The 20317-nt window shown below is 43.1% G+C and carries 26 protein-coding genes; 6 read left to right on the forward strand and 20 right to left on the reverse strand.

Features of this window, described 5'->3' with window-relative positions; translation table 11 throughout:
* Positions 1–267: 267 nt before the first annotated feature.
* The 18 genes from rplQ to ACGHEH_RS13420 form a co-directional block, all read right to left on the reverse strand.
* Positions 268–666, reverse strand: a complete 399-nt coding sequence (gene rplQ / locus ACGHEH_RS13335) for a 50S ribosomal protein L17 (protein ID WP_058031289.1) — start codon at positions 664–666, stop codon at positions 268–270.
* A 38-nt stretch (positions 667–704) separates the two neighbouring features.
* The gene (locus ACGHEH_RS13340; RefSeq protein ID WP_058031290.1) at positions 705–1691 is read right to left on the reverse strand and encodes a DNA-directed RNA polymerase subunit alpha; all 987 of its coding nucleotides are present in this window, start codon (positions 1689–1691) and stop codon (positions 705–707) included.
* A 24-nt stretch (positions 1692–1715) separates the two neighbouring features.
* Complete coding sequence (gene rpsD / locus ACGHEH_RS13345) at positions 1716–2336, reverse strand: 30S ribosomal protein S4 (protein WP_058031291.1); 621 nt, start codon at positions 2334–2336, stop codon at positions 1716–1718.
* A 21-nt stretch (positions 2337–2357) separates the two neighbouring features.
* Positions 2358–2744 carry a 30S ribosomal protein S11 gene (gene rpsK, locus ACGHEH_RS13350; RefSeq protein ID WP_010562279.1) on the reverse strand — a complete coding sequence of 129 codons (387 nt, stop codon included), beginning with the start codon at positions 2742–2744 and terminating at the stop codon, positions 2358–2360.
* Between the two features lie 13 nt (positions 2745–2757).
* Positions 2758–3114: a 30S ribosomal protein S13 gene (gene rpsM / locus ACGHEH_RS13355; RefSeq protein ID WP_058031679.1), complete on the reverse strand. Its 357-nt coding sequence runs from the start codon at positions 3112–3114 to the stop codon at positions 2758–2760.
* 127 nt (positions 3115–3241) lie between these two features.
* On the reverse strand, positions 3242–3355 hold the full coding sequence (gene rpmJ, locus ACGHEH_RS13360; protein ID WP_002959476.1) for a 50S ribosomal protein L36: 114 nt from the start codon (positions 3353–3355) through the stop codon (positions 3242–3244).
* A gap of 22 nt (positions 3356–3377) precedes the next feature.
* Positions 3378–4706, reverse strand: a complete 1329-nt coding sequence (gene secY, locus ACGHEH_RS13365; protein WP_390446159.1) for a preprotein translocase subunit SecY — start codon at positions 4704–4706, stop codon at positions 3378–3380.
* An 11-nt stretch (positions 4707–4717) separates the two neighbouring features.
* The gene (gene rplO, locus ACGHEH_RS13370; protein WP_058031293.1) at positions 4718–5152 is read right to left on the reverse strand and encodes a 50S ribosomal protein L15; all 435 of its coding nucleotides are present in this window, start codon (positions 5150–5152) and stop codon (positions 4718–4720) included.
* Positions 5153–5156: 4 nt separating this feature from the next.
* Positions 5157–5336 carry a 50S ribosomal protein L30 gene (gene rpmD / locus ACGHEH_RS13375; RefSeq protein WP_058031294.1) on the reverse strand — a complete coding sequence of 60 codons (180 nt, stop codon included), beginning with the start codon at positions 5334–5336 and terminating at the stop codon, positions 5157–5159.
* A gap of 6 nt (positions 5337–5342) precedes the next feature.
* Entirely contained in the window at positions 5343–5849 is a 507-nt protein-coding gene (gene rpsE, locus ACGHEH_RS13380; protein ID WP_058031295.1) for a 30S ribosomal protein S5, read from the reverse strand.
* A gap of 9 nt (positions 5850–5858) precedes the next feature.
* Positions 5859–6209, reverse strand: a complete 351-nt coding sequence (gene rplR, locus ACGHEH_RS13385) for a 50S ribosomal protein L18 (protein ID WP_058031296.1) — start codon at positions 6207–6209, stop codon at positions 5859–5861.
* A gap of 9 nt (positions 6210–6218) precedes the next feature.
* Entirely contained in the window at positions 6219–6749 is a 531-nt protein-coding gene (gene rplF / locus ACGHEH_RS13390; protein ID WP_130256638.1) for a 50S ribosomal protein L6, read from the reverse strand.
* Positions 6750–6762: 13 nt separating this feature from the next.
* The gene (gene rpsH, locus ACGHEH_RS13395; protein ID WP_058031298.1) at positions 6763–7155 is read right to left on the reverse strand and encodes a 30S ribosomal protein S8; all 393 of its coding nucleotides are present in this window, start codon (positions 7153–7155) and stop codon (positions 6763–6765) included.
* A 20-nt stretch (positions 7156–7175) separates the two neighbouring features.
* The gene (rpsN, locus tag ACGHEH_RS13400; protein WP_058031299.1) at positions 7176–7481 is read right to left on the reverse strand and encodes a 30S ribosomal protein S14; all 306 of its coding nucleotides are present in this window, start codon (positions 7479–7481) and stop codon (positions 7176–7178) included.
* Positions 7482–7491: 10 nt separating this feature from the next.
* The gene (rplE, locus tag ACGHEH_RS13405; protein ID WP_058031300.1) at positions 7492–8031 is read right to left on the reverse strand and encodes a 50S ribosomal protein L5; all 540 of its coding nucleotides are present in this window, start codon (positions 8029–8031) and stop codon (positions 7492–7494) included.
* A gap of 16 nt (positions 8032–8047) precedes the next feature.
* Positions 8048–8362 carry a 50S ribosomal protein L24 gene (gene rplX / locus ACGHEH_RS13410; protein ID WP_058031301.1) on the reverse strand — a complete coding sequence of 105 codons (315 nt, stop codon included), beginning with the start codon at positions 8360–8362 and terminating at the stop codon, positions 8048–8050.
* Positions 8363–8372: 10 nt separating this feature from the next.
* Positions 8373–8741, reverse strand: a complete 369-nt coding sequence (gene rplN / locus ACGHEH_RS13415) for a 50S ribosomal protein L14 (RefSeq protein ID WP_058031680.1) — start codon at positions 8739–8741, stop codon at positions 8373–8375.
* Between the two features lie 528 nt (positions 8742–9269).
* The gene (locus tag ACGHEH_RS13420; protein WP_390446164.1) at positions 9270–11228 is read right to left on the reverse strand and encodes an AsmA family protein; all 1959 of its coding nucleotides are present in this window, start codon (positions 11226–11228) and stop codon (positions 9270–9272) included.
* 177 nt (positions 11229–11405) lie between these two features.
* Here ACGHEH_RS13420 and ACGHEH_RS13425 point away from each other — a divergent pair, with 177 nt between their 5' ends.
* The 6 genes from ACGHEH_RS13425 to ACGHEH_RS13450 all read left to right on the forward strand — a co-directional run bounded on the left by ACGHEH_RS13425 (position 11406) and on the right by ACGHEH_RS13450 (position 15562).
* The gene (locus tag ACGHEH_RS13425; RefSeq protein WP_390446166.1) at positions 11406–11828 is read left to right on the forward strand and encodes a hypothetical protein; all 423 of its coding nucleotides are present in this window, start codon (positions 11406–11408) and stop codon (positions 11826–11828) included.
* A 5-nt stretch (positions 11829–11833) separates the two neighbouring features.
* Positions 11834–12034 (forward strand): helix-turn-helix transcriptional regulator, encoded by a 201-nt coding sequence (locus ACGHEH_RS13430; protein ID WP_390446168.1) that lies wholly within the window; start codon positions 11834–11836, stop codon positions 12032–12034.
* A 20-nt stretch (positions 12035–12054) separates the two neighbouring features.
* The gene (locus ACGHEH_RS13435) at positions 12055–12186 is read left to right on the forward strand and encodes a hypothetical protein (RefSeq protein WP_390446170.1); all 132 of its coding nucleotides are present in this window, start codon (positions 12055–12057) and stop codon (positions 12184–12186) included.
* Positions 12187–12409: 223 nt separating this feature from the next.
* Positions 12410–13576: a hypothetical protein gene (locus ACGHEH_RS13440; protein WP_390446172.1), complete on the forward strand. Its 1167-nt coding sequence runs from the start codon at positions 12410–12412 to the stop codon at positions 13574–13576.
* 242 nt (positions 13577–13818) lie between these two features.
* Positions 13819–14484 (forward strand): TorF family putative porin, encoded by a 666-nt coding sequence (locus ACGHEH_RS13445; protein ID WP_390446174.1) that lies wholly within the window; start codon positions 13819–13821, stop codon positions 14482–14484.
* 379 nt (positions 14485–14863) lie between these two features.
* The gene (locus tag ACGHEH_RS13450) at positions 14864–15562 is read left to right on the forward strand and encodes a hypothetical protein (protein WP_390446176.1); all 699 of its coding nucleotides are present in this window, start codon (positions 14864–14866) and stop codon (positions 15560–15562) included.
* 95 nt (positions 15563–15657) lie between these two features.
* On the opposite strand, the gene ACGHEH_RS13455 is transcribed toward ACGHEH_RS13450, so the two are convergent.
* A complete protein-coding gene (locus ACGHEH_RS13455) occupies positions 15658–16317 on the reverse strand; it encodes a fumarylacetoacetate hydrolase family protein (protein WP_390446178.1) in 660 nt (219 codons plus the stop codon).
* A 426-nt stretch (positions 16318–16743) separates the two neighbouring features.
* Entirely contained in the window at positions 16744–20313 is a 3570-nt protein-coding gene (locus tag ACGHEH_RS13460; RefSeq protein WP_390446180.1) for an ABC transporter permease/M1 family aminopeptidase, read from the reverse strand.
* Between the last annotated feature and the right edge of the window lie 4 nt (positions 20314–20317).

Genomic DNA, 20317 nt, shown 5'->3' on the forward strand with positions numbered 1-20317 from the left:
TAACCTACCAGTAACTCTGCTCTTAGCGTCATATTTACTTTAAGCACCAACATTTGTTAATCAGGTAATCACACTCAGTTTTTAAGTAAACAAGCAATTTGGAAATTGAAGGCAGATTCAATTAATAGATATTTGAAGCGACTAAAAATGATAATGTTAGCTTAGGGGGTTATTTTGATACTTAGGCTGAAATCGAGATTGAAATATGTGTACTTTAAAAACAAAAAGGCCGAGCTAATGCTCGGCCTTTTCATGTCTTATAAAGACTTACTCTGCAGACTGCGCGTCTTCTTGAGTTTCTTCCGCAACTGGACGGTCTAGAAGCTCAATGTAAGCCATTGGTGCGTTATCACCAGCACGGAAACCACACTTAAGAATACGAGTGTAGCCACCAGGACGCTCTGAAAAACGAGGACCTAGTTCGCTGAATAACTTACCAACAACTTCTTTATCACGCGTGCGAGCAAACGCTAAACGACGGTTTGCTACGCTGTCAGTCTTAGCCAGTGTGATTAAAGGTTCAATTACACGGCGCAACTCTTTCGCTTTAGGCAAAGTTGTTTTGATGATTTCGTGCTTCACCAAAGAACCAGCCATGTTGCTGAACATCGCTTTGCGATGGCTGCTGTTACGGTTTAATTGACGACCACTCTTACGATGGCGCATGACCCTATCCTTCTAACTAAACTAATATAGTAATCTGATTATTCAGCTAGACTTGCAGGTGGCCAGTTTTCTAGGCGCATGCCTAGAGAAAGACCACGTGAAGCTAGCACGTCTTTGATCTCTGTTAGAGACTTCTTACCAAGGTTAGGCGTCTTAAGAAGCTCAACCTCAGTACGCTGTACCAGATCACCGATATATTGAATTTGCTCGGCTTTCAGACAGTTCGCTGAACGTACAGTTAGCTCTAAATCATCAACAGGACGAAGTAGAATCGGATCAAACTCCGGCTTCTCTTCTTTCGCTTCTGGCTCAGAAACATCACGTAAATCTACGAATGCTTCAAGCTGTTCAGCTAGGATAGTCGACGCACGACGGATCGCTTCTTCAGGATCTAGTGTGCCGTTCGTTTCCATATCGATGATTAGTTTATCTAAATCTGTACGTTGTTCAACACGTGCTGACTCAACCGAGTACGCAATACGCTCAACCGGGCTGAATGATGCATCAAGCAACAAACGACCGATTGGACGCTCATCGTCATCAGAGGATAAACGACTTGACGCCGGTACATAACCACGACCACGCTCAACACGAATACGCATGCTGATCTCGCTATTGTCAGCCGTTAGGTGACAAATCACGTGCTCAGGATTAGCAATTGTTACATCGCCATCATGTTGAATATCTGCCGCAGTCACAGGGCCTACACCAGATTTAGTCAGGGTAAGGAAAACTTCATCTTTACCTTCTAGAGATACTGCTAAGCCTTTAAGGTTTAACAAAATTTCAATGATGTCTTCTTGAACGCCTTCTTTCGCGCTGTACTCGTGTAATACACCGTCAATTTCAACTTCAGTCACTGCACAACCAGGCATAGATGACAGAAGAATACGACGTAAAGCATTACCCAAAGTGTGACCAAAACCACGCTCAAGTGGTTCTAAAACAACTTTAGAACGTGATGGGTTGATAGCGTCGATATCGACTAACCTTGGTTTTAGGAATTCGGTTACAGAACCCTGCATTTTATCCTCTCTTAACTCTTAACTTTACTTCGAGTAAAGTTCGACGATTAGTTGTTCGTTAATGTCCGCAGACAGATCAGAACGCTCTGGTAGGCGCTTGAAGCTACCTTCCATTTTCTTACCGTCAACTTCAATCCAAGTTGGCTTTTCACGTTGCTCAGCCAACTCTAGAGCAGCGATGATACGCGCTTGCTTTTTAGACTTCTCACGAATTACTACTACATCTTCAGGAGTAACAACGAAAGAAGGGATATTAACAACAGTACCATTAACCATAATCGCTTTGTGGCTAACTAGCTGACGTGCTTCAGCACGTGTGCTTGCAAAACCCATGCGATATACAACATTGTCTAAACGTTGCTCTAGAAGCTGTAATAGGTTTTCACCTGTGTTACCTTTAAGGCGAGCAGCTTCTTTATAGTAGTTACGGAATTGCTTTTCTAGTACACCGTAAATACGACGAACTTTTTGCTTTTCACGTAATTGTAGACCGTAATCAGATAGACGACCTTTACGAGCACCGTGCTGACCAGGTGCTGTTTCAAGCTTACACTTAGAGTCGATTGCTCTAACGCCGCTCTTAAGGAACAGGTCAGTACCTTCACGACGACTTAGCTTGAGCTTAGGGCCCAAATATCTTGCCATGTTCTTTCTCCTAACCTATTGTTATACGCGACGTTTCTTCGGTGGACGACAACCATTATGAGGGATTGGCGTCACGTCAGTGATGTTTGTGATACGGTAACCTAGTGCATTTAATGCACGAACTGAAGATTCACGACCTGGACCTGGGCCCTTGATGAATACTTCTAGGTTCTTAAGACCGTACTCTTGTGCAGCAGTACCTGCGCGCTCAGCAGCAACCTGTGCAGCGAACGGAGTAGACTTACGAGAACCACGGAAACCAGAACCACCTGCAGTCGCCCAAGAAAGAGCATTACCTTGACGGTCAGTGATGGTCACAATAGTGTTGTTGAATGATGCATGAACGTGTGCCATACCATCAGCAACTTGCTTTTTGACCTTTTTACGACGAATTGGTGCTTTAGCCATAACTTACCCCACCTTATTTCTTGATAGGCTTGCGTGGACCCTTACGAGTACGCGCGTTAGTCTTAGTACGCTGACCACGTAGTGGTAGCGAACGACGATGACGTAAGCCACGGAAACAACCAAGGTCCATTAGGCGCTTGATGTTTAGTGTAACTTCACGACGAAGGTCACCTTCAACAGTGTACTTACCTACTTCTTCACGAAGTACGTCAAGTGTTTCGTCAGAAAGATCACCGATTTTTGTAGTTTCGGCGATACCAGTCGCTGCTAAGATCGCCTTAGCGCGAGTTTTACCTACACCATAGATGCTTGTTAAACCGATAACAGCATGCTTATGATCAGGAACGTTAATGCCTGCGATACGGGCCACTAACATATCTCCTATAAATAAACTTGATCATCATCTTGCTGGAAAGCCCGTATAGGATACCCAGCCGATATTCAAGTTTTACCAATGAAACAGGCTAAGTAGTATTACTTAGCCTGCATGACTTTTATTAGCCTTGCCTTTGCTTGTGCTTTGGCTCACTGCAAATCACACGTACAACACCTGCACGTTTGATTACTTTACAGTTACGGCAAATTTTCTTAACGGAAGCACGTACTTTCATTGCTCAACTCCGTAAACTAGCCTTAACGACCGTAGCCCTTAAGGTTTGCTTTTTTCAGCACAGAATCATACTGATGAGACATCATATGAGTCTGTACTTGTGCCATAAAGTCCATGATTACTACAACGATAATCAATATTGATGTACCGCCGAAGTAGAATGGCGTTTGCCACGCCATAGTCATAAACTCGGGCACTAGACAGATAAAGGTTATATACAACGCGCCCGCAAGGGTTAAGCGTGTCATCACTTTATCAATGTATTTTGATGTCTGTTCACCCGGACGAATGCCTGGAATAAAAGCGCCAGACTTTTTAAGGTTATCTGCTGTCTCACGCGGGTTGAATACCAACGCAGTGTAGAAGAAGCAGAAGAAGATAATAGCCGCAGCTAATACCATCGCATACAGAGGCTGACCAGGAGTCAACACTGCAGAGATAGCTTGTAGCACATCAGCGACCGGACCTTCACCTTGGCCGAACCAGCTTGCAATTGTACCAGGGAACAAAATGATACTGCTAGCAAAGATTGGTGGAATAACACCCGCCATATTAACTTTTAATGGTAAGTGCGTGCTTTGAGCAGCAAATACCTGACGACCTTGTTGACGCTTCGCATAGTTAACAACGATACGACGTTGACCACGCTCAAAGAACACAACAAGATAAGTTACAGCGAATACGATTACCGCAATCATAAACAGTACAAAAACATTCAAATCGCCTTGGCGCGCCATTTCGGCTGTCGAGCCAACAGCAGACGGCAGGTTAGCTACGATACCAACAAATATTAGAACTGAGATACCGTTACCGATACCCCGCTCTGTAATTTGTTCACCCAGCCACATAAGGAACATAGTACCTGTTACTAAGCTCACCACAGCGGTGAAATAGAAACCGAAACCTGGGTTAACAACTAACCCGTCCATCATGCTTGGTAAGCCAGTGGCGATACCAATCGACTGGAATGTAGCAAGCACGAGCGTACCGTATCGAGTATACTGGCTGATTTTCTTACGACCTTGCTCACCTTCTTTCTTAAGCTCTATCATCGCAGGATGTATGTGCGTTAATAGTTGCATAATAATCGAAGCTGAGATGTAAGGCATAATACCCAGCGCTAATACCGAAGCACGCTCAAGCGCACCACCACTGAACATGTTGAACATCTCAACAATGGTGCCCTTTTGTTGCTCGAAGAACTCGGCAAGTACAGCGGCGTCAATCCCAGGGATCGGCACGAAAGAACCTAAACGGTAAATAATAATTGCACCTAATACAAATAGTAAACGGCGCTTTAATTCCGCTAAGCCACTTTGTGCACTTTGCATATCTTGACCTGGTTTAGCCATTGTGTACTTCCTTAGTCTTCTACCTTGCCTCCGGCAGCTTCAATAGCTTCGCGTGCACCTTTAGACACTTTCATGCCTTTAACAGTAACAGCGCGTGAAACTTCGCCAGATTTAACTACTTTAACGAACTGGATGTTCTTTTTAACTAGACCAGCTGCTTGTAACGCGTTCAGATCTACCACATCGCCTTCAACTTTAGCGATTTCGTATAGGTTAACTTCAGTAGATACTAGAGATTTACGTGAAGTGAAACCGAACTTCGGTAGACGACGTTGCATAGGCATTTGACCGCCTTCGAAACCAACGCGAACTTTACCGCCAGAACGTGATTTTTGACCTTTGTGACCACGGCCGCCAGTTTTACCTAGACCAGAACCGATACCACGACCAACACGTTTACCAGCAGACTTAGAACCTGCAGCAGGAGAAAGAGTATTCAAACGCATCGAATTAGCCCTCTACCTTAACCATGTAAGAAACTTGGTTGATCATACCACGTACACATGCTGTATCTTCTAATTCAACAGTGTGGTTGATACGACGTAAACCAAGGCCACGTAAAGTTGCTTTATGCTTCGGTAAACGACCGATAGAGCTCTTTACTTGAGTAACTTTTACAGTATTTGCCATGGTTAATTACCCCTGAATTTGGTCAACAGTTAGACCACGCTTAGCAGCGATCTTCTCTGGAGAGTTCATGTTCTCAAGAGCAGCTACTGTAGCGCGAACGATGTTGATTGGGTTAGTTGAACCGTATGCTTTCGAAAGTACGTTCTGTACACCAGTTACTTCTAGTACTGCACGCATCGCACCACCTGCGATGATACCTGTACCTTCAGATGCTGGCTGCATGTATACTTTAGAACCCGCGTGACGACCCTTGATTGGGTGCTGTAGCGTGTTGCCATTTAGGTCAACAGTGATCATGTTACGACGCGCTTTTTCCATTGCTTTTTGAATCGCAGCTGGAACTTCACGTGCTTTACCGTAACCAAAACCTACTTTACCTGCGCCATCACCAACTACTGTTAGTGCAGTGAAGCTAAAGATACGACCACCTTTAACTACCTTAGACACACGGTTTACCGCGATTAGCTTTTCAGCTAATTCTGGCTGTTGTGCTTTTGCTTCTACGTTAGCCATTGTCTACTCCTAGAATTGCAAGCCAGCTTCACGCGCTGCATCAGCAAGCGCCTTCACACGGCCGTGATATTTAAAGCCACTACGGTCAAAAGCAAGTTTTTCAATGCCTTTGTCTGCAGCGCGCTCAGCAATTGCTTTACCTACAGCTTGTGCTGCAGCGATGTTGCTAGTGCCTGTTAGGGCTTCTGCAATTGCTTTCTCAACAGTAGAAGCAGCAGCCAGCACAGTACCTTCAGCGTTTACTAGCTGAGCGTAGATGTGACGTGGCGTGCGGTGGATAACAAGACGCGTTGTGCCTTGTTCAATAAAATTTCTACGAGTGCGCTTAGCACGACGTAGACGAGCTGTTTTCTTATCCATCGTCTTACCTTACTTCTTCTTAGCTTCTTTACGACGCACGTGCTCATCAGCGTAACGTACACCTTTACCTTTATAAGGCTCTGGCTCACGGTATGCGCGGATGTTAGCAGCAGTTTGACCAACTAATTGTTTGTCAGCGCCTTTAACTACTAGTTCAGTTTGGCTAGGAGCTTCGATTGTGATGCCCGCAGGGATCTCGAAGTTCACTGGGTGTGAGAAGCCAAGAGTTAAGTCTAATACTTTACCCTTAACTGCAGCACGGTAACCAACACCTACTAATTGAAGCTTTTTCTCGAAACCTTCGTTAACACCTTGGATCATGTTGTTGATCAGTGCACGTGCAGTACCAGCTTGAGCCCAAGCATTTGCTACGTCACGTGGAGCAGTAGTGATAACGTTGTCGTTTAAAGCAACTTCAACAGCATCGTTAACTACACGAGTTAATTCGCCGTTTTTGCCTTTAACTTTGATTTCCTGGCCAGCTAGTGTAACTTCAACACCGGCAGGAACTGCAATAGGAGCCTTCGCTATACGAGACATAGTTCCCCTCCGATTAAGCTACAAAGCCAATGATCTCACCGCCAATACCAGCACTACGTGCAGCACGGTCAGTCATTAAGCCTTTAGAAGTTGATACGATAGCGATACCTAAACCACCCATTACCTTTGGTAAGTCGTCACGTTTCTTGTAGATACGTAGACCAGGGCGGCTAACACGCTGGATATTTTCGATTACAGCTTTGCCTTCGAAGTACTTAAGTTCGATAGTCAATTCTGGTTTTGCGTCGCCAGCTACTGCGAAGTCAGTGATATAACCTTCTTCTTTTAGTACTTTAGCAACTGCTACTTTCAGCTTTGAAGTTGGCATTGAAACTGATACCTTCTTCGCAGACTGACCGTTACGGATACGTGTGAATAAATCCGCAATAGGATCTTGCAAGCTCATGTCTTACTCCCGTGATTCTATTACCAAGAAGCCTTTTTAAGGCCAGGAATTTCACCGCGCATAGCAGCTTCGCGAACTTTGATACGGCTCATGCCGAACTTGCGAAGGAAACCATGTGGGCGGCCCGTGATGTTACAACGATTACGTTGACGTGCAGGGCTTGAATCACGCGGTAAAGACTGAAGCTTTAATACCGCGTCCCAACGATCATCTTCAGATGCGTTAACATCGCTGATGATAGCTTTTAGTGCAGCGCGCTTTTCAGCGTACTGTGCAACTAATTTAGTGCGCTTTGCTTCGCGCGCTTTCATTGAATTCTTTGCCATAACCCTACCCTTACTTTTTGAATGGGAAGTTGAACGCTTCTAATAACGCACGGCCTTCATCATCTGTTTTCGCAGAAGTAGTGATCGTGATATCCATACCGCGAACGCGGTCTACTTTATCATAATCAATTTCTGGGAAGATGATTTGCTCACGTACGCCCATAGAGTAGTTACCGCGACCGTCAAAAGACTTTGCGCTAACACCGCGGAAGTCACGAATACGTGGCATCGCGATAGAGACTAAACGCTCTAGGAAATCCCACATACGCTCGCCGCGTAGGGTTACTTTACAGCCGATTGGGTAACCTTCACGGATCTTAAAGCCAGCAACTGATTTACGAGCTTTAGTCACTAGAGGCTTCTGACCAGAGATTGACTCAAGGTCGCGTACAGCGTTCTCAAGGATCTTCTTGTCAGCTAGGGCTTCGCCCACACCCATGTTAAGTGTGATCTTTTCGATCTGAGGGACTTGCATGACAGAGCTGTAACCGAACTTTTCAAAAAGTTCTTTTACTACTTTGTCTTTGTAAACTTCATGCAGTTTCGCCATCGTCTACTCCAACTAATTAAATAGCTTTTCCGTTAGACTTAAAGAAACGAACTTTTTTGCCGTCTTCAAATCTAAAACCTACACGATCAGCCTTGCCAGTTTCGGCATTGAAGATCGCTACGTTAGAAGCGTCGATTGATGCTTCTTTTTCAATGATACCGCCAGCTTGTTGAAGCTGAGGAACTGGTTTTTGGTGCTTCTTGATAAGGTTTACACCTTCAACGAAAACACGACCAGTTTCAGTAACAACTGAAAGCACTTTACCGCGCTTACCTTTGTCTTTACCGGCTAGTACGATTACTTCGTCATCACGACGGATTTTTGCTGCCATGATCGACTCCTTATAGTACTTCTGGTGCTAGTGAAACGATCTTCATGAACTTGTCGTTACGTAGTTCACGAGTCACAGGGCCGAAGATACGAGTACCAATTGGCTGTAGGTTATCATTTAAGATAACAGCCGCATTGCTATCGAAACGGATTAAAGAGCCGTCTGGACGACGAACGCCTTTTTTAGTACGCACAACTACTGCGTTTTTAACATCACCTTTCTTCACTTTACCGCGAGGAATTGCTTCTTTAACAGAAACTTTAATGATGTCACCAACTGCCGCGTAGCGACGGTGCGAACCACCAAGGACTTTAATACACTGCACTTTGCGAGCGCCGCTGTTATCAGCAACGTCCAGCTGAGTTTGCATTTGGATCATTTTTGATGCTCCGGTGTAGTTAAACTTCGCTTCAAATCTGTATAAATATGAAGCAGTTAGATTATTAATCACTCAAAAAACGTGGAGTTCGTCTTTCAAGGGCGGGCAATTGTAGCAATAAACATGAGGGATGGATAGTTCAATTTTTAATTAATTGTGCTATTCCACCAAGTTTTCTAGATTGCATTTCTGATATGGAGACAAGCAGTTAGTTTTTCAAGCGCAAAAACTAAAACAACTTCAACTGATTAAATAACAAACAAGTAAAAATAGCGGTGATAAAATAAAATCGTCGTTTTTTTACACTATTTCATTTTTTCCTATTGTAAATAGTTCAAACTCTTGAAGTCGAACCGATACACTAAACCAAGAACTAATAAAATTTATACTAGCTAAAGCTCTAATAGATAAAAGACGCAAATAAAAATCGCTGCTTCCGAAATTAGGGCTGGCGCGTAAGTTTATTTACAGCACAAAAAAGCCAGTGCATTGCGGCACTGGCTTTTGCCTATCCGAAACACAGAGCTTTTAACCGAAGAAGCCTTTTAATTTGTCTTTCAGCTTATCTTTTACTTTGTCTTTCGCTTCTTCTTTGGCTTTGTCTTTTGCCGCACTGCCAAAGTCGAGTTTGTAATCAACCTTGTGGAATGGGCCTTTAATACGCAGCGGTACTTTAAAGCCGGTGCTGTCATCACTGCTTGCTTGACCCTCAATGGTATCAACTAAGCCTGTGACTAAGCGGTAATTCACATAAGTCTTTGGTAAATCGACTTCACCGCTGCCCGTAATACGTAACAGTGGACTGGCAAGGTTTAGGTCGGTATTGGTGCCGACACCATTTTTAAAGGTGAAGGTGCCTGTCAGTGCCGAGAAATCGGTTTTCTGATTTGGATCGAAGTCGGCGTTTAAGCCTTCTTTTAAAGATGAGAAGTTACCTTTGAGCATTTCGCTGCCTTTACGCATCATCTCTGCGATATTGGCCCCTTTTACGCCACCATCTACAAAGCTAAACGCCAAATTACCTGCTAAAGCCGACACAAACTGCTTCTGACTTTGACCTTGAGTGTTCAGCGCCCAGCTGATGCTGCCTTTACCTAATACCTTGTCAAAGCCGACCGCGTCAGTCAGTAGTGGTTCGGCGTTGATGTCGGTTAAGCTAAAATCGGTATTGATCTGATAAGGGGCACGCTTGGCATTCACCACCACTTTACCCTGCCCTTTACCTTCGTAAGCGTTGAATTTATCTAAGCCTAGGCGCGCTTTGCCGTCTTTTAGATTAACTGAGAATTGGTTTTCACCCAGTTTGATCTCTTTGGCAATGAGGCCCGTTGAGCGCACTTTAATGTCGGCGTCTAAGGCATTAAGACCCGATAAATCAATCGGAGTGTCGTCCCATACAATCGGCTGTGGCTCACCCGGTTCTGCAGGCTGTGCAGGTTCGGCTGGTTTTTCTGGGCTCTCAGGTAGATATGGGTTGAGGTCTAACATACCGAGATCAATGTCAGCCATGACATCTAAACGCGCGCCTAAATCAATTTGGCTTTGCCCTTTAATTGCCAGTGCATCGAGCTTGGCTTCGAATGCACTCAGCTTAAAAGTCTCTCCGGCTAGGTGCACCTCACCACTGACACTAAACTGGTTAAAGGCGTTGTCTTTGGCTTTGAGGTCAATGCCCTGCCACTGAGTAATGGCTTTTACTGAGTCACCTGCCAGTTTCAAGCTACCTTTAATGTCTTTACCTTGCTGAGCAATGGCACCGTTGAATTCAAGATCTAATAACGCCGACGCTAAAGTTTGCGTGACATTAAAGGTTTGCCCTTCAATGGCTTTTGCTGGTGTGTCGACTTGGGTATTTAATTCAAAACGCTGTTGTTGGTAGGTTAACCCCCCTTTCACATCAAGCGGCTTGAATAAAGAAGGCAGCGCTACGATTAATTCAAAGTCGCTCACCTGCTGTTTTGCGCCAGTCACGCCATCAAGATAAGTCAGTTGACCCCCGTAAATCGCCACTTCACCTAAGCTGACATCAAACCCTTGAGGTAATTTTACTGGGCCAGCGGCTGCCTCATTAGCTTGAGCTGTTGGCGCAGCGGAGGTTGTTGGCATGATCTGCCAGTTCGCTTTGCCTTGTTTGTCTGTTTCTAGCAAGATGTTTGGATTGCGGATCACAAAACGCTCTAACTTGGCTTCACCACTTAATAATGACAACCAAGGAATATGCACGGCAAGCTGTTCCATACTTACCATATTTTCAGCACTACCCGAGGCCATATTGGCAAAAGCAACGTCGTTCAGTTCTATACTCAGGCTTGGAAACACCGTTAGCTGACTTTCGCCGTCAATGGTGAGTTTACGACCTGTGGTATTTTCGACTTGTTCTGAAACCTGCTGAATAATGGAGTCGGTTGGGATCAAAAATGGCGCCGCAACCACAGCACCAACGGCTACAACAACCACACCACCGATAACTTTCACAAAGCGATTCATTGCTTTTCCTTACATTTGCAATTGATGTTACTAATCATAACGGCTGAGACGAAAAAAATCTGCACACAAAACCAATGAAATTAATATGATACCTAGGGGTTACAAAAAAATGTTGACCTCATGATACCTAAAGGTTACATTGATACCCATAGGTTACATTACGAAGGAAAACATGGCATGACAAAGCTAGAAGTTAAAAATGAAGAAAAGCACATTGCATTAAGTGGTTGGTTTTTGCTGGCACTTGGCACAATGTTGATATTCATGGTGATCTCTGACGTATTCAGTGACAGTGAAAATAAACAATTCTTCAATACAGGCTTTGTGGTGCTATTTGTTGGCATAGCTGTTTTTTACAAAATTAAAGCGTTCTTTAATTCAAAAAAATACACTGGCGGCTATCAGGACGAATTTATAAAACAAATGAACCATAACGCTTACCGCCATGCTTTTTATTGTACTGTCGGTGTCATTTTTGCGGTTTGGGTAATTGGAGATGCCATTTCCATTCCATTTACTCATGAAACAATGTCACTTGTGTACTTGGCCACTGCCAGCTTAAGTTATGGCGCTTCGGTAATTTGGCAAAATAGAGACTAACAACTATGCAAGTTAAGGTTGCTGAATTAAGAAAGCTCAACAATTTATCTCAACAAGAGTTGGCCGATTTAATTGGTGTCTCTCGCAAAACAATTAGTACCATAGAAACGGGCCGATTTACTCCCTCTGTGGTGATTGCATTAAAGATTGCGCGCCACTTTGAGCAACCTGTTGAGTCACTCTTTAAGTTAGAGACAAGTGATTAACGCAAAAAAGGACACTTACTATGAAAAAACAAATAACTGAGTACTGGGTGACCTTGCCCAAATACACACAGTATGAAATAGAAACACACCTTGCCATTGTGTTACCAGCGTTAGGGTCAATTCTTGGCACAGCTTTGATTTTAGCCTTTTAATTTCCCCTTCAAAAACTCAGCTTGTTAGCTCCTGCAGATGCTGAGTTTTCTTACTTCTTGTAATAAATAAGCGTTTCTTCGATTGCATCCACGTCTCACTTAGGTATGATCCACGCCCTCATTTGTGTAGCACAAGTTCTGCTACACTTATTTGGTTAGCTATTTAACCTGAGCTCAGGTTAATTAACCCCTAATAACTTAACCCGTGGAGACACCAACCCCTATGAAAAAGCTGCTCATTTCCCCGTCAAAAATGGCATTGGGTGAACAAGAAAGTCAGATTTACCAAAACATTCTTAAGCAATCTACCGAGATAAGTTTGAATCTGATGGCAGTCAAAGTAGAAAACCACCCAGAAGACTTCTTGGGTTGGTGCTATGAGTTATTAGATGTAGCAAAGAATCGCATCAACTTCGACTTGCTCGACGACCACCAGCTTCCGACAGTTAAGAAGCTACAAGATTTGTTAATTTCTGCCATCAGCTTTTTACAACTTAAAACGCTGCGTATTGCCCCTTGGCCTGTGATCTGTGGTTTTATAGAGCAACATAAAGACGTATTGGCCCTCGAAGAACAGTTAAAGCTAACCAGCTACTTAGCACCGATGCGCAGCACGCCATTAAAAGAGATGATCGCCGAAGACCGTTTAGCGTTTACTGGTAAACATGCTGCAAGTTTAGATACCAGCGTGTACAACTTCGACGTTGAGTGGTTTGCGTCAACGAAGAGCGCCAAAGGGTTTCACCAGCTATTAACAGACTTACCTGACGCATTTGATGACGCCCTTGCGAACATTCCTGCTGAAGGTGACGTAAGCGAGCAAGACTATCAAGCATTTATGATTGGTTATTTAAGTGCGTTTGCGGGCACAGATGAAAAACCAACCCTTGCGCCTGCTTCGCGCCTATTAGCGATGCGTCGCCCAGATGTGTTCACGCCTATTAGCAACAACCGATTAGATGCACTTTGCCAAGCATTGGGTATTAGTCGTTTAAATAACCGAGACTTCGAACGCTATTGGTCTGATGTTGTGGTGAGCATCCGCACTATGCCTTGGTTTGCAATGACGACTGAAAATGGTGAATTAGAAGAGCAGCTAGCCAGCATTAAAGCACTACTGCCCTGCTTCTTCTATTATGCTGACAAAGACACGGCTGATAACTCTAACTATATTAAGTTATTAAATAAGCCTGTGCGTGGTAGCCGCAGCGGTGGCACTAAAACAGTTCGTCGCGGTAAAGAGTCAGCAGAGGTATTGGTTGATCGCGCACTTGCTGATGAAAGCATTCCTGATCATATTCGCGATAAGCGTGACTCAATCATCGCAGAAGTTGAAAAAGGCCGCAGCGTGGACGAAACCATCGGCTTGATGCGCGCTATCTTTGGCTAACCTTTAGATATACAAGGTTAAGCACAAAGAAATAAATATTCTCCGTTGCACGATATGCGCAAATATCGTGCAATACATTATTCCTTTCGCACTAAAACTGTGCATAAATTTTCTAATCAAAAAATATCATTTATAAAAAAACATTAATAATCAGATAGTAAACTATATTAATATAGACATACGAAAAGTGGTGCACGCATTGCTTTTAAAATTAGGAAAAATTAGCCCACATAGGAATGAAGATGAAAAAGACAACCTCTCTCTTACTTAGCTCACTATTACTCGCAACTTCTACTGCAAGTTATGCTGAAGTCACCGCAAACATTGCAGCAAGCTCAAACTACTTCTGGCGTGGTATTACGCAATCCGCTGATGGTGCAGCCGTATCGGGTGGCATTGATTATGGCAATGATTCTGGTTTTTACGCTGGCACTTGGGTATCAAATATCGACTTTGGTGGTAAAGAAAGCTACGAGATGGATTTTTATGCGGGCTTCAGTGGCTCTGCTGGTGATATTGGCTACGATGTGGGCTATGTCTATTACGCTTACCCAGATGCCGAAGGCAGCATCGACTTTGGCGAACTTTATGGCGAAGTCAGCTACGACGTATTAAGTGCGAAGATCAGCTATTTAAGTAATGCGCAAAGCGGTTCAACTGCAGAAGAAGACATGTTGTATATTGAGCTGAACGCCGCATTTAGCGTATTCAATGACACTGAGCTTGGCTTACATATAGGTCGCTCTAGCGGTGACACCGTGACTGAGTGGTACTCAGAAGATAACTATATGGATTATGGTTTTAGCCTAAGCAAAAGTGGCTTCACTTTTGGCGTGATCAAAACTGATTTAGACGCGGATGACGATATGAAAGCATATGTCAGCTATGCAATTGATTTTTCTTTATAATTTCAATTAATAAGAGACAGGAAACTGTCTCTTCAGTTATGTCAATCAAATCATCCCCAAAAAAGGCACTAAACATATTTACACCTCCCCCCCCCCAAAAAAGTAACATGTATTAACAAAGCGCTTTAAGAGGTTTTTTAAATTACTCTTAAACGCACTCTACCTGCTGTTTGCATTATCACTTTCAGCTTTACTGAAGATTCTTTTTGCTTATTCATATACATGCTCATTAGGTAAAGTAACTATGACTGTAAAAAATGGTGTGGTGTCAATGAACTGCTCAACAGGATAACTACAGTAGAGAATGGATGTGATCGAAGGTCAATAATAAATATAGTGATAGCTGCTTTTATTAAAAGCACCACAAAAAGGATATTTCATGAATAAAAAAATACTCATTGCAACGGCTAGCGTCGCCATCACATCGGTGGTGTTGGCGGTGTTTTTCAATTCAAGCAATAACAGCGCTTACGATAATGAAAAGCAAACAACCATTCAAGAAAACCAACGTCTTAGCTCAACTACCTTAAAATTACACACGCCTCCAGATGCTATAAACAGTTCAACGAATGACGCATATCAAGTTGATACAGGCCAAAGTTCAGCAATAGATTCACAAGGACACCTTGAGCATGAAACAAAAGTCACGTCGGTTGAACTATTTAACCAACAGTTTCTGTCGATAGATGATGAAGGTGAAGGTTTATATCAAGCTAGCCTTAAAAAAGTGTTTAAGACACCGACTGATGAGGTTATAGCTGATATGCAATTAGTCGAATACTCAGATCTAGCACAACAAAGAAAAAATAAGATTGCCGACTATATTCAAAATAAGTTAAGCGATCTAAATATTTTCGAAGAGAAATTTGAATGTGCAGGCCGGGTATGTCTTGTAGATATTAAATTTTCAAATGAAGACACTAATGGTGCACTGAACACGTTTTATGAATTTGACGTCAATTATAGCTTCGAAAATAAAACCATAGATGACGCCGGCACAACCACTTACAAAGCGCTCTTCATTGAAACAAAAGACGCAAGTAAGTTAAGCATGATTAATACACCACCAAGTATTTAATCGCGCTTGGTAACAGCATAATTTTGCGCTATCAAAAAACAAAGTAACACTGTGAGAGAGTAATCTCTCTCACAAAATAGTCGTTAAAGTTCGAGCTATTTAATGCTGACTTTCGCGTACATTGGCGTATAAAGCTGATACTGCAATTGCAGCTCATCACCATCATTCAACACCCCTACCCCCTCAGGTGTTCCCGTCAACACAATGTCGCCTGGCATCAGCGTAAAGCTTTCGCTGATCTCTGTGAGTAAGCGCTCGATGTTAAATAGCATGAGTTCAGTTTTACCATGCTGTTTTAGCCCACCGTTTTGCCAGTATTTGTACTCAGTGCTCGCAAGCTCATTCGGTGATTTCAACGGGTAAAATGGCGTGACTGGACAGCTGCCATCATAGGCTTTGGCGCGCTCCCATGGATGACCTTTGCTTTTTAGTTCGCTCTGCACATTACGTAAAGTTAAATCAAGCGCAAGCCCGACTCCAGCAATTTTTGTTATCACACCTTGATCGCCGTATGAAATCGTTTCGCCAATTAACAGGGCAAATTCAGCTTCGTAGTGATGTTCACCCAAGCGTTTAGCGAGCGTAATCTCTTTGAAAGACTGTAAACATGTACTGGGTTTAATGAACAAAATTGGGCGGCTCGGAATGGGGTTATTCAACTCTTGTGCATGCGCGGCATAGTTGCGTCCAATACATACTATCTTACCCGTCGGTAGATTAATTGCCTCGCCTGTGTGCCATTGATGTTGATACATACATGCTCCTTATTTGATACCTTTTCATTTAACCAAAGCTCAGGTTATTTGCGAACAGAGATTAACATAACGGAGTTATTCTCAAGCTTTATTTTTTGAACCTTGGATATTCACCAAAAATATTTTAGGTCTATTTGATCAATTTAACCTGAGCTTTGGTTAAGAGATTTACTAAAGTATTGATATTGAATTGATAAGTGCATTTTTAAGTCTGCAGCCGGAGACTTTTAGCGATAACCAGGCGAATTTACGCGTCAATAGCAGGCCTATTGCAAGTAAATTCAACGCAGTTAGCGTTGAAAGTAACCGCTGGAGATAAATTTATTATCCAGAGCTCAGGTAATTTACCTTCAGAAAAACGAAAGGCCTCTACAAGAGAGGCCTTAATGATTGAGCTGAGCTATCAATGAATATAGCTCATACAAATTACAGCGACTTAATATTATCGCCGCTTTCTTTATCAATCAGTTTTACAAATGGGTCGATACCAGCAAACTTAGGTAAATCCTTCACTTTAAGTTTGATCACATTATCGCCCGTTGTGATGCTGTGCTTTTGCAGATACATCACATTCTCACCTTCATTTATGTCATCAGGATCAGCTTTGAACAGGGCAATATCTATCATTTGCTCAAGAGGTACATCTTCTTCGTTACCTTCCCCATCGGCATGCTTCTTCGCCGCTTTTACGGTAAGTGTAATCGTATGAAGTTCCCCCTCTGATGTTGCCTCTTCGATTTCAACGTCAGCCAGTTTTAACTCATATAAAGTAATCGAGTTAAATTGGTCTTCGATGAAGGCTTGCTCTTGCGTCGTTGCATCTGACTTCAAGTAAGCAATGAAATCGAGTGTGGTCGGGAAAACATCACTTCTGAAGCGATAGTCATCAATGAAGTTACGCAATGCTTTATTCAGACGCGCTTCACCCAGTAGGTCATGCAATGCCAACATTACGACTGATCCTTTATTGTAATGAATATGCTGCTGCCCCACTGTTCTAGCAAGCGTTCGCTCTTCATGGGCTTCTGTTGTACGACCACGCAAATATATATCAAGCTCATACTTCAAAAACTTACGTAGGTTGTGCTCGCCGTACTTCTCTTTCATCACCATAATGGCCGCATACTGAGACAACATTTCAGACAGAATATTCGAGCCCTCAACGTTTGCCCCAATCACCTGATGCGCCCACCATTGGTGAGCCAGTTCATGAGCTGTAACATAGTAAGGTAAATTAATATTCTCAGGATTACGGGTATCGGTTAAGAAACCCATCTCTTCTGAGTAAGGTACAGTATTGGCAAAGCTCTGCGCGAACGAACGGTAACGAGGAAACTCAATGATCCGCATTTGATTATGCTGATAAGGACCAAACTCTCTTGAGAAATAGTCGATTGAATCTTTTGTTGATTCAAGCATGGTATCCACATTCCACGCATGATCTTTGTGATAGTAAACCTCAAGGGCAATGCCTTTATACTCTTCACGTTTCACTTCTAACTCCATCGACAGCATGGTGTAGAAGTGCAACATAGGTGCATCCATCTCATACACATAAGTTGTGCGACCATCTTTCGTTTCTTTCGACTGCAGGTAACCCGGCACCATAGCAACCTGCGACTCATCGGTCGTGACACGGGCTGCGAAGGTGACAAAGTTTTCAGCAAACAAAGGTTGGTTATGGTACTGCGCTTCTTCGATTTTATTGCCACGCTTTACCGGCTCAAGACCACGTTTTCGGCGCTCATTTTTATCAAAAATTTGCTTACTTTGAGCATAACCAAAAGTTGGGAATAGCTCACCATTGTTAATAAAGGTACCATTGTGAACCAAAGTAGTATCACTGCCTCTATCAACAAAACCTAGCGTTTGACGTACTACAGACATAGTGATCACGCGACGCTCACCAGGCAACATAGGCTCAGATAAATTCATCCATGCGTGATAATAGTCTTCGTCAAATTCACCCAGTGTTGCGCCAGGCATTTCAACCGACCACTCTAGCGTGTGCGAAGGCTTGTTGACCAAGAAGCGTTCAATAATTTGCTTACTCTTGTTTTCGACTTCTAACGTCACGGTTGCTTCAATACGGCGCATCTTTGGGAAAATCTCCGCATCGAGCTTTACATCAAGTGTCGTTGGTACAGGCGCATCTTTGAATTGCACAAACTCACGCTCATATTGCTCTGAAAGATCTTCGCGCGCATCTTGCGTAACAAATGAGTTAAGCACTTGTGTGTTGTAATAAATATGGCTACCACTGCCCACAAATAATAGTGCACCCGCAGCTATCGCAACCTTACCTACATTGCCTAACTGATAGTTCAACTGAGCAAATCGTGCTTTTAGTGTTTGTCCTGCACCACGCGGCCAAAGCGCAAAACTCAATGCAGCGAAGATCACGCTTAAGCCTAACCAATATAAGTTGTACCAATGGATTGCAGTTAAGAAGTGGCCATAACCATTGATGTCAGAATAAGGTGCACTTGGCGTATCACCAAATCGCCACATATTATGTTCAAAGCCAAAGCTCGCCATCACGAGTGAGCCTATGTAGTAGAGTAAAAATAGTCCCATACCGACATATTTACTAGGGCTGACAACTTGTAATAAGAAAGCCAAGGTGCCTTGCAGGGCAAAGCCAAGTACAAATAAGTAACCTAAACGAATAACATATTGTGACAACTCAATAGTGGCCATGCCTGATATCAGTTGATATAGAATAGTCAGTACAGACCCAAATACACACAGCAACACCAACACTGAGACAAGCGCAATATATTTAGAGCCCCAAAACACCCAGTTCGCCACCGGATAAGAGTCCACAATTTCGCTCACTTTTGCATCGCGATCATGCCAAACAAGTTCGGCACAGTAGTAAACCAATACGATGATCATCAGCAGGCTAAAACTACCTTGTATTAGCTCGACCATTCTAAAAGTTACAGGCCAAGTATCTGTACCATACATGCCAAATGAGCCAACCAGGCCCGGCACTAGCATAGACACAGATAAAATAAGTAAAACGAGGAATGAGTAGCTGCGTACTACTTGCTTCACTTCAAAAACGGTACGCATTAAGAAATGGGACCAAGCACTACCCGCGCTAGATTTATAATTTATGCGATGAGCCAGTGCATCAGTTTGCTGGCCTTCACCTTTGGCTTTGCTTTTCACTTTTTGCTTTTGTGGTAAAAAGTGTGAATTATTAAGTACCAGCATCGCTAAACTCAGTACAGCTACACCAAGCCAGATCAAACGGTTATATAACAGTTCTTCATGTAAACCTATGGTCAAAGTGTTTCTATCTGCAATGGTCCAATATTCGGCTTGAACAGAAATAGCAGATAATCCAAACATATCTAAATAAGCTGCGATGGCACGGTATTCAATCTCAGAGAAAATGCTGTTTGCAACCATGTAACCTACCACAAGCGCAACTGCGACTAAGTACATGGCCACCATACTTCTGAACTTTTGCGCGACCAATGTAAACAAGCTAGCGACAAAGAAAAGAGAAGGTACTGCAATATAAAACAACGGTGATAAATAGTACTCGAGTTTATTCGGGCCCAGCATTTCAGCATCTAGCCAACCCATTAGGCTACCAAACCCTGAACCAATCCAAATGCCCAATAAACACATTGAGAACACTAACATGGTGACAAGATAAGCACCTAAAAAGCGACCTAGGCGATATTGCACTAAACTAAGTGGCTTACTCAAAACCAGTTCATTTAGCTTGCTTTGGTCATCTCTAATGGCGGCACTGCCGACAAAATTCACCACCAAAAAAATTGAGAATATCGCCATATTGGCAACAATTAGCAAAATAGAGTAAGGAGAGTTTACGTTGACGTTACTGCTCCCACCTATGCTAAATGAATCTGATACCGAAGCAAAAAAGGTAAGCAAAAATATAATCAAAGACGTGACATAAAAAGAGGGCTGGCGCATAAAATAGCGCAGCTCAAATTGCATCATTTTAAATAGCATTCGC

Origin of the sequence: Pseudoalteromonas sp. MTN2-4 (assembly GCF_042848605.1) — a bacterium.
Classification (GTDB): Bacteria; Pseudomonadota; Gammaproteobacteria; order Enterobacterales; family Alteromonadaceae; genus Pseudoalteromonas.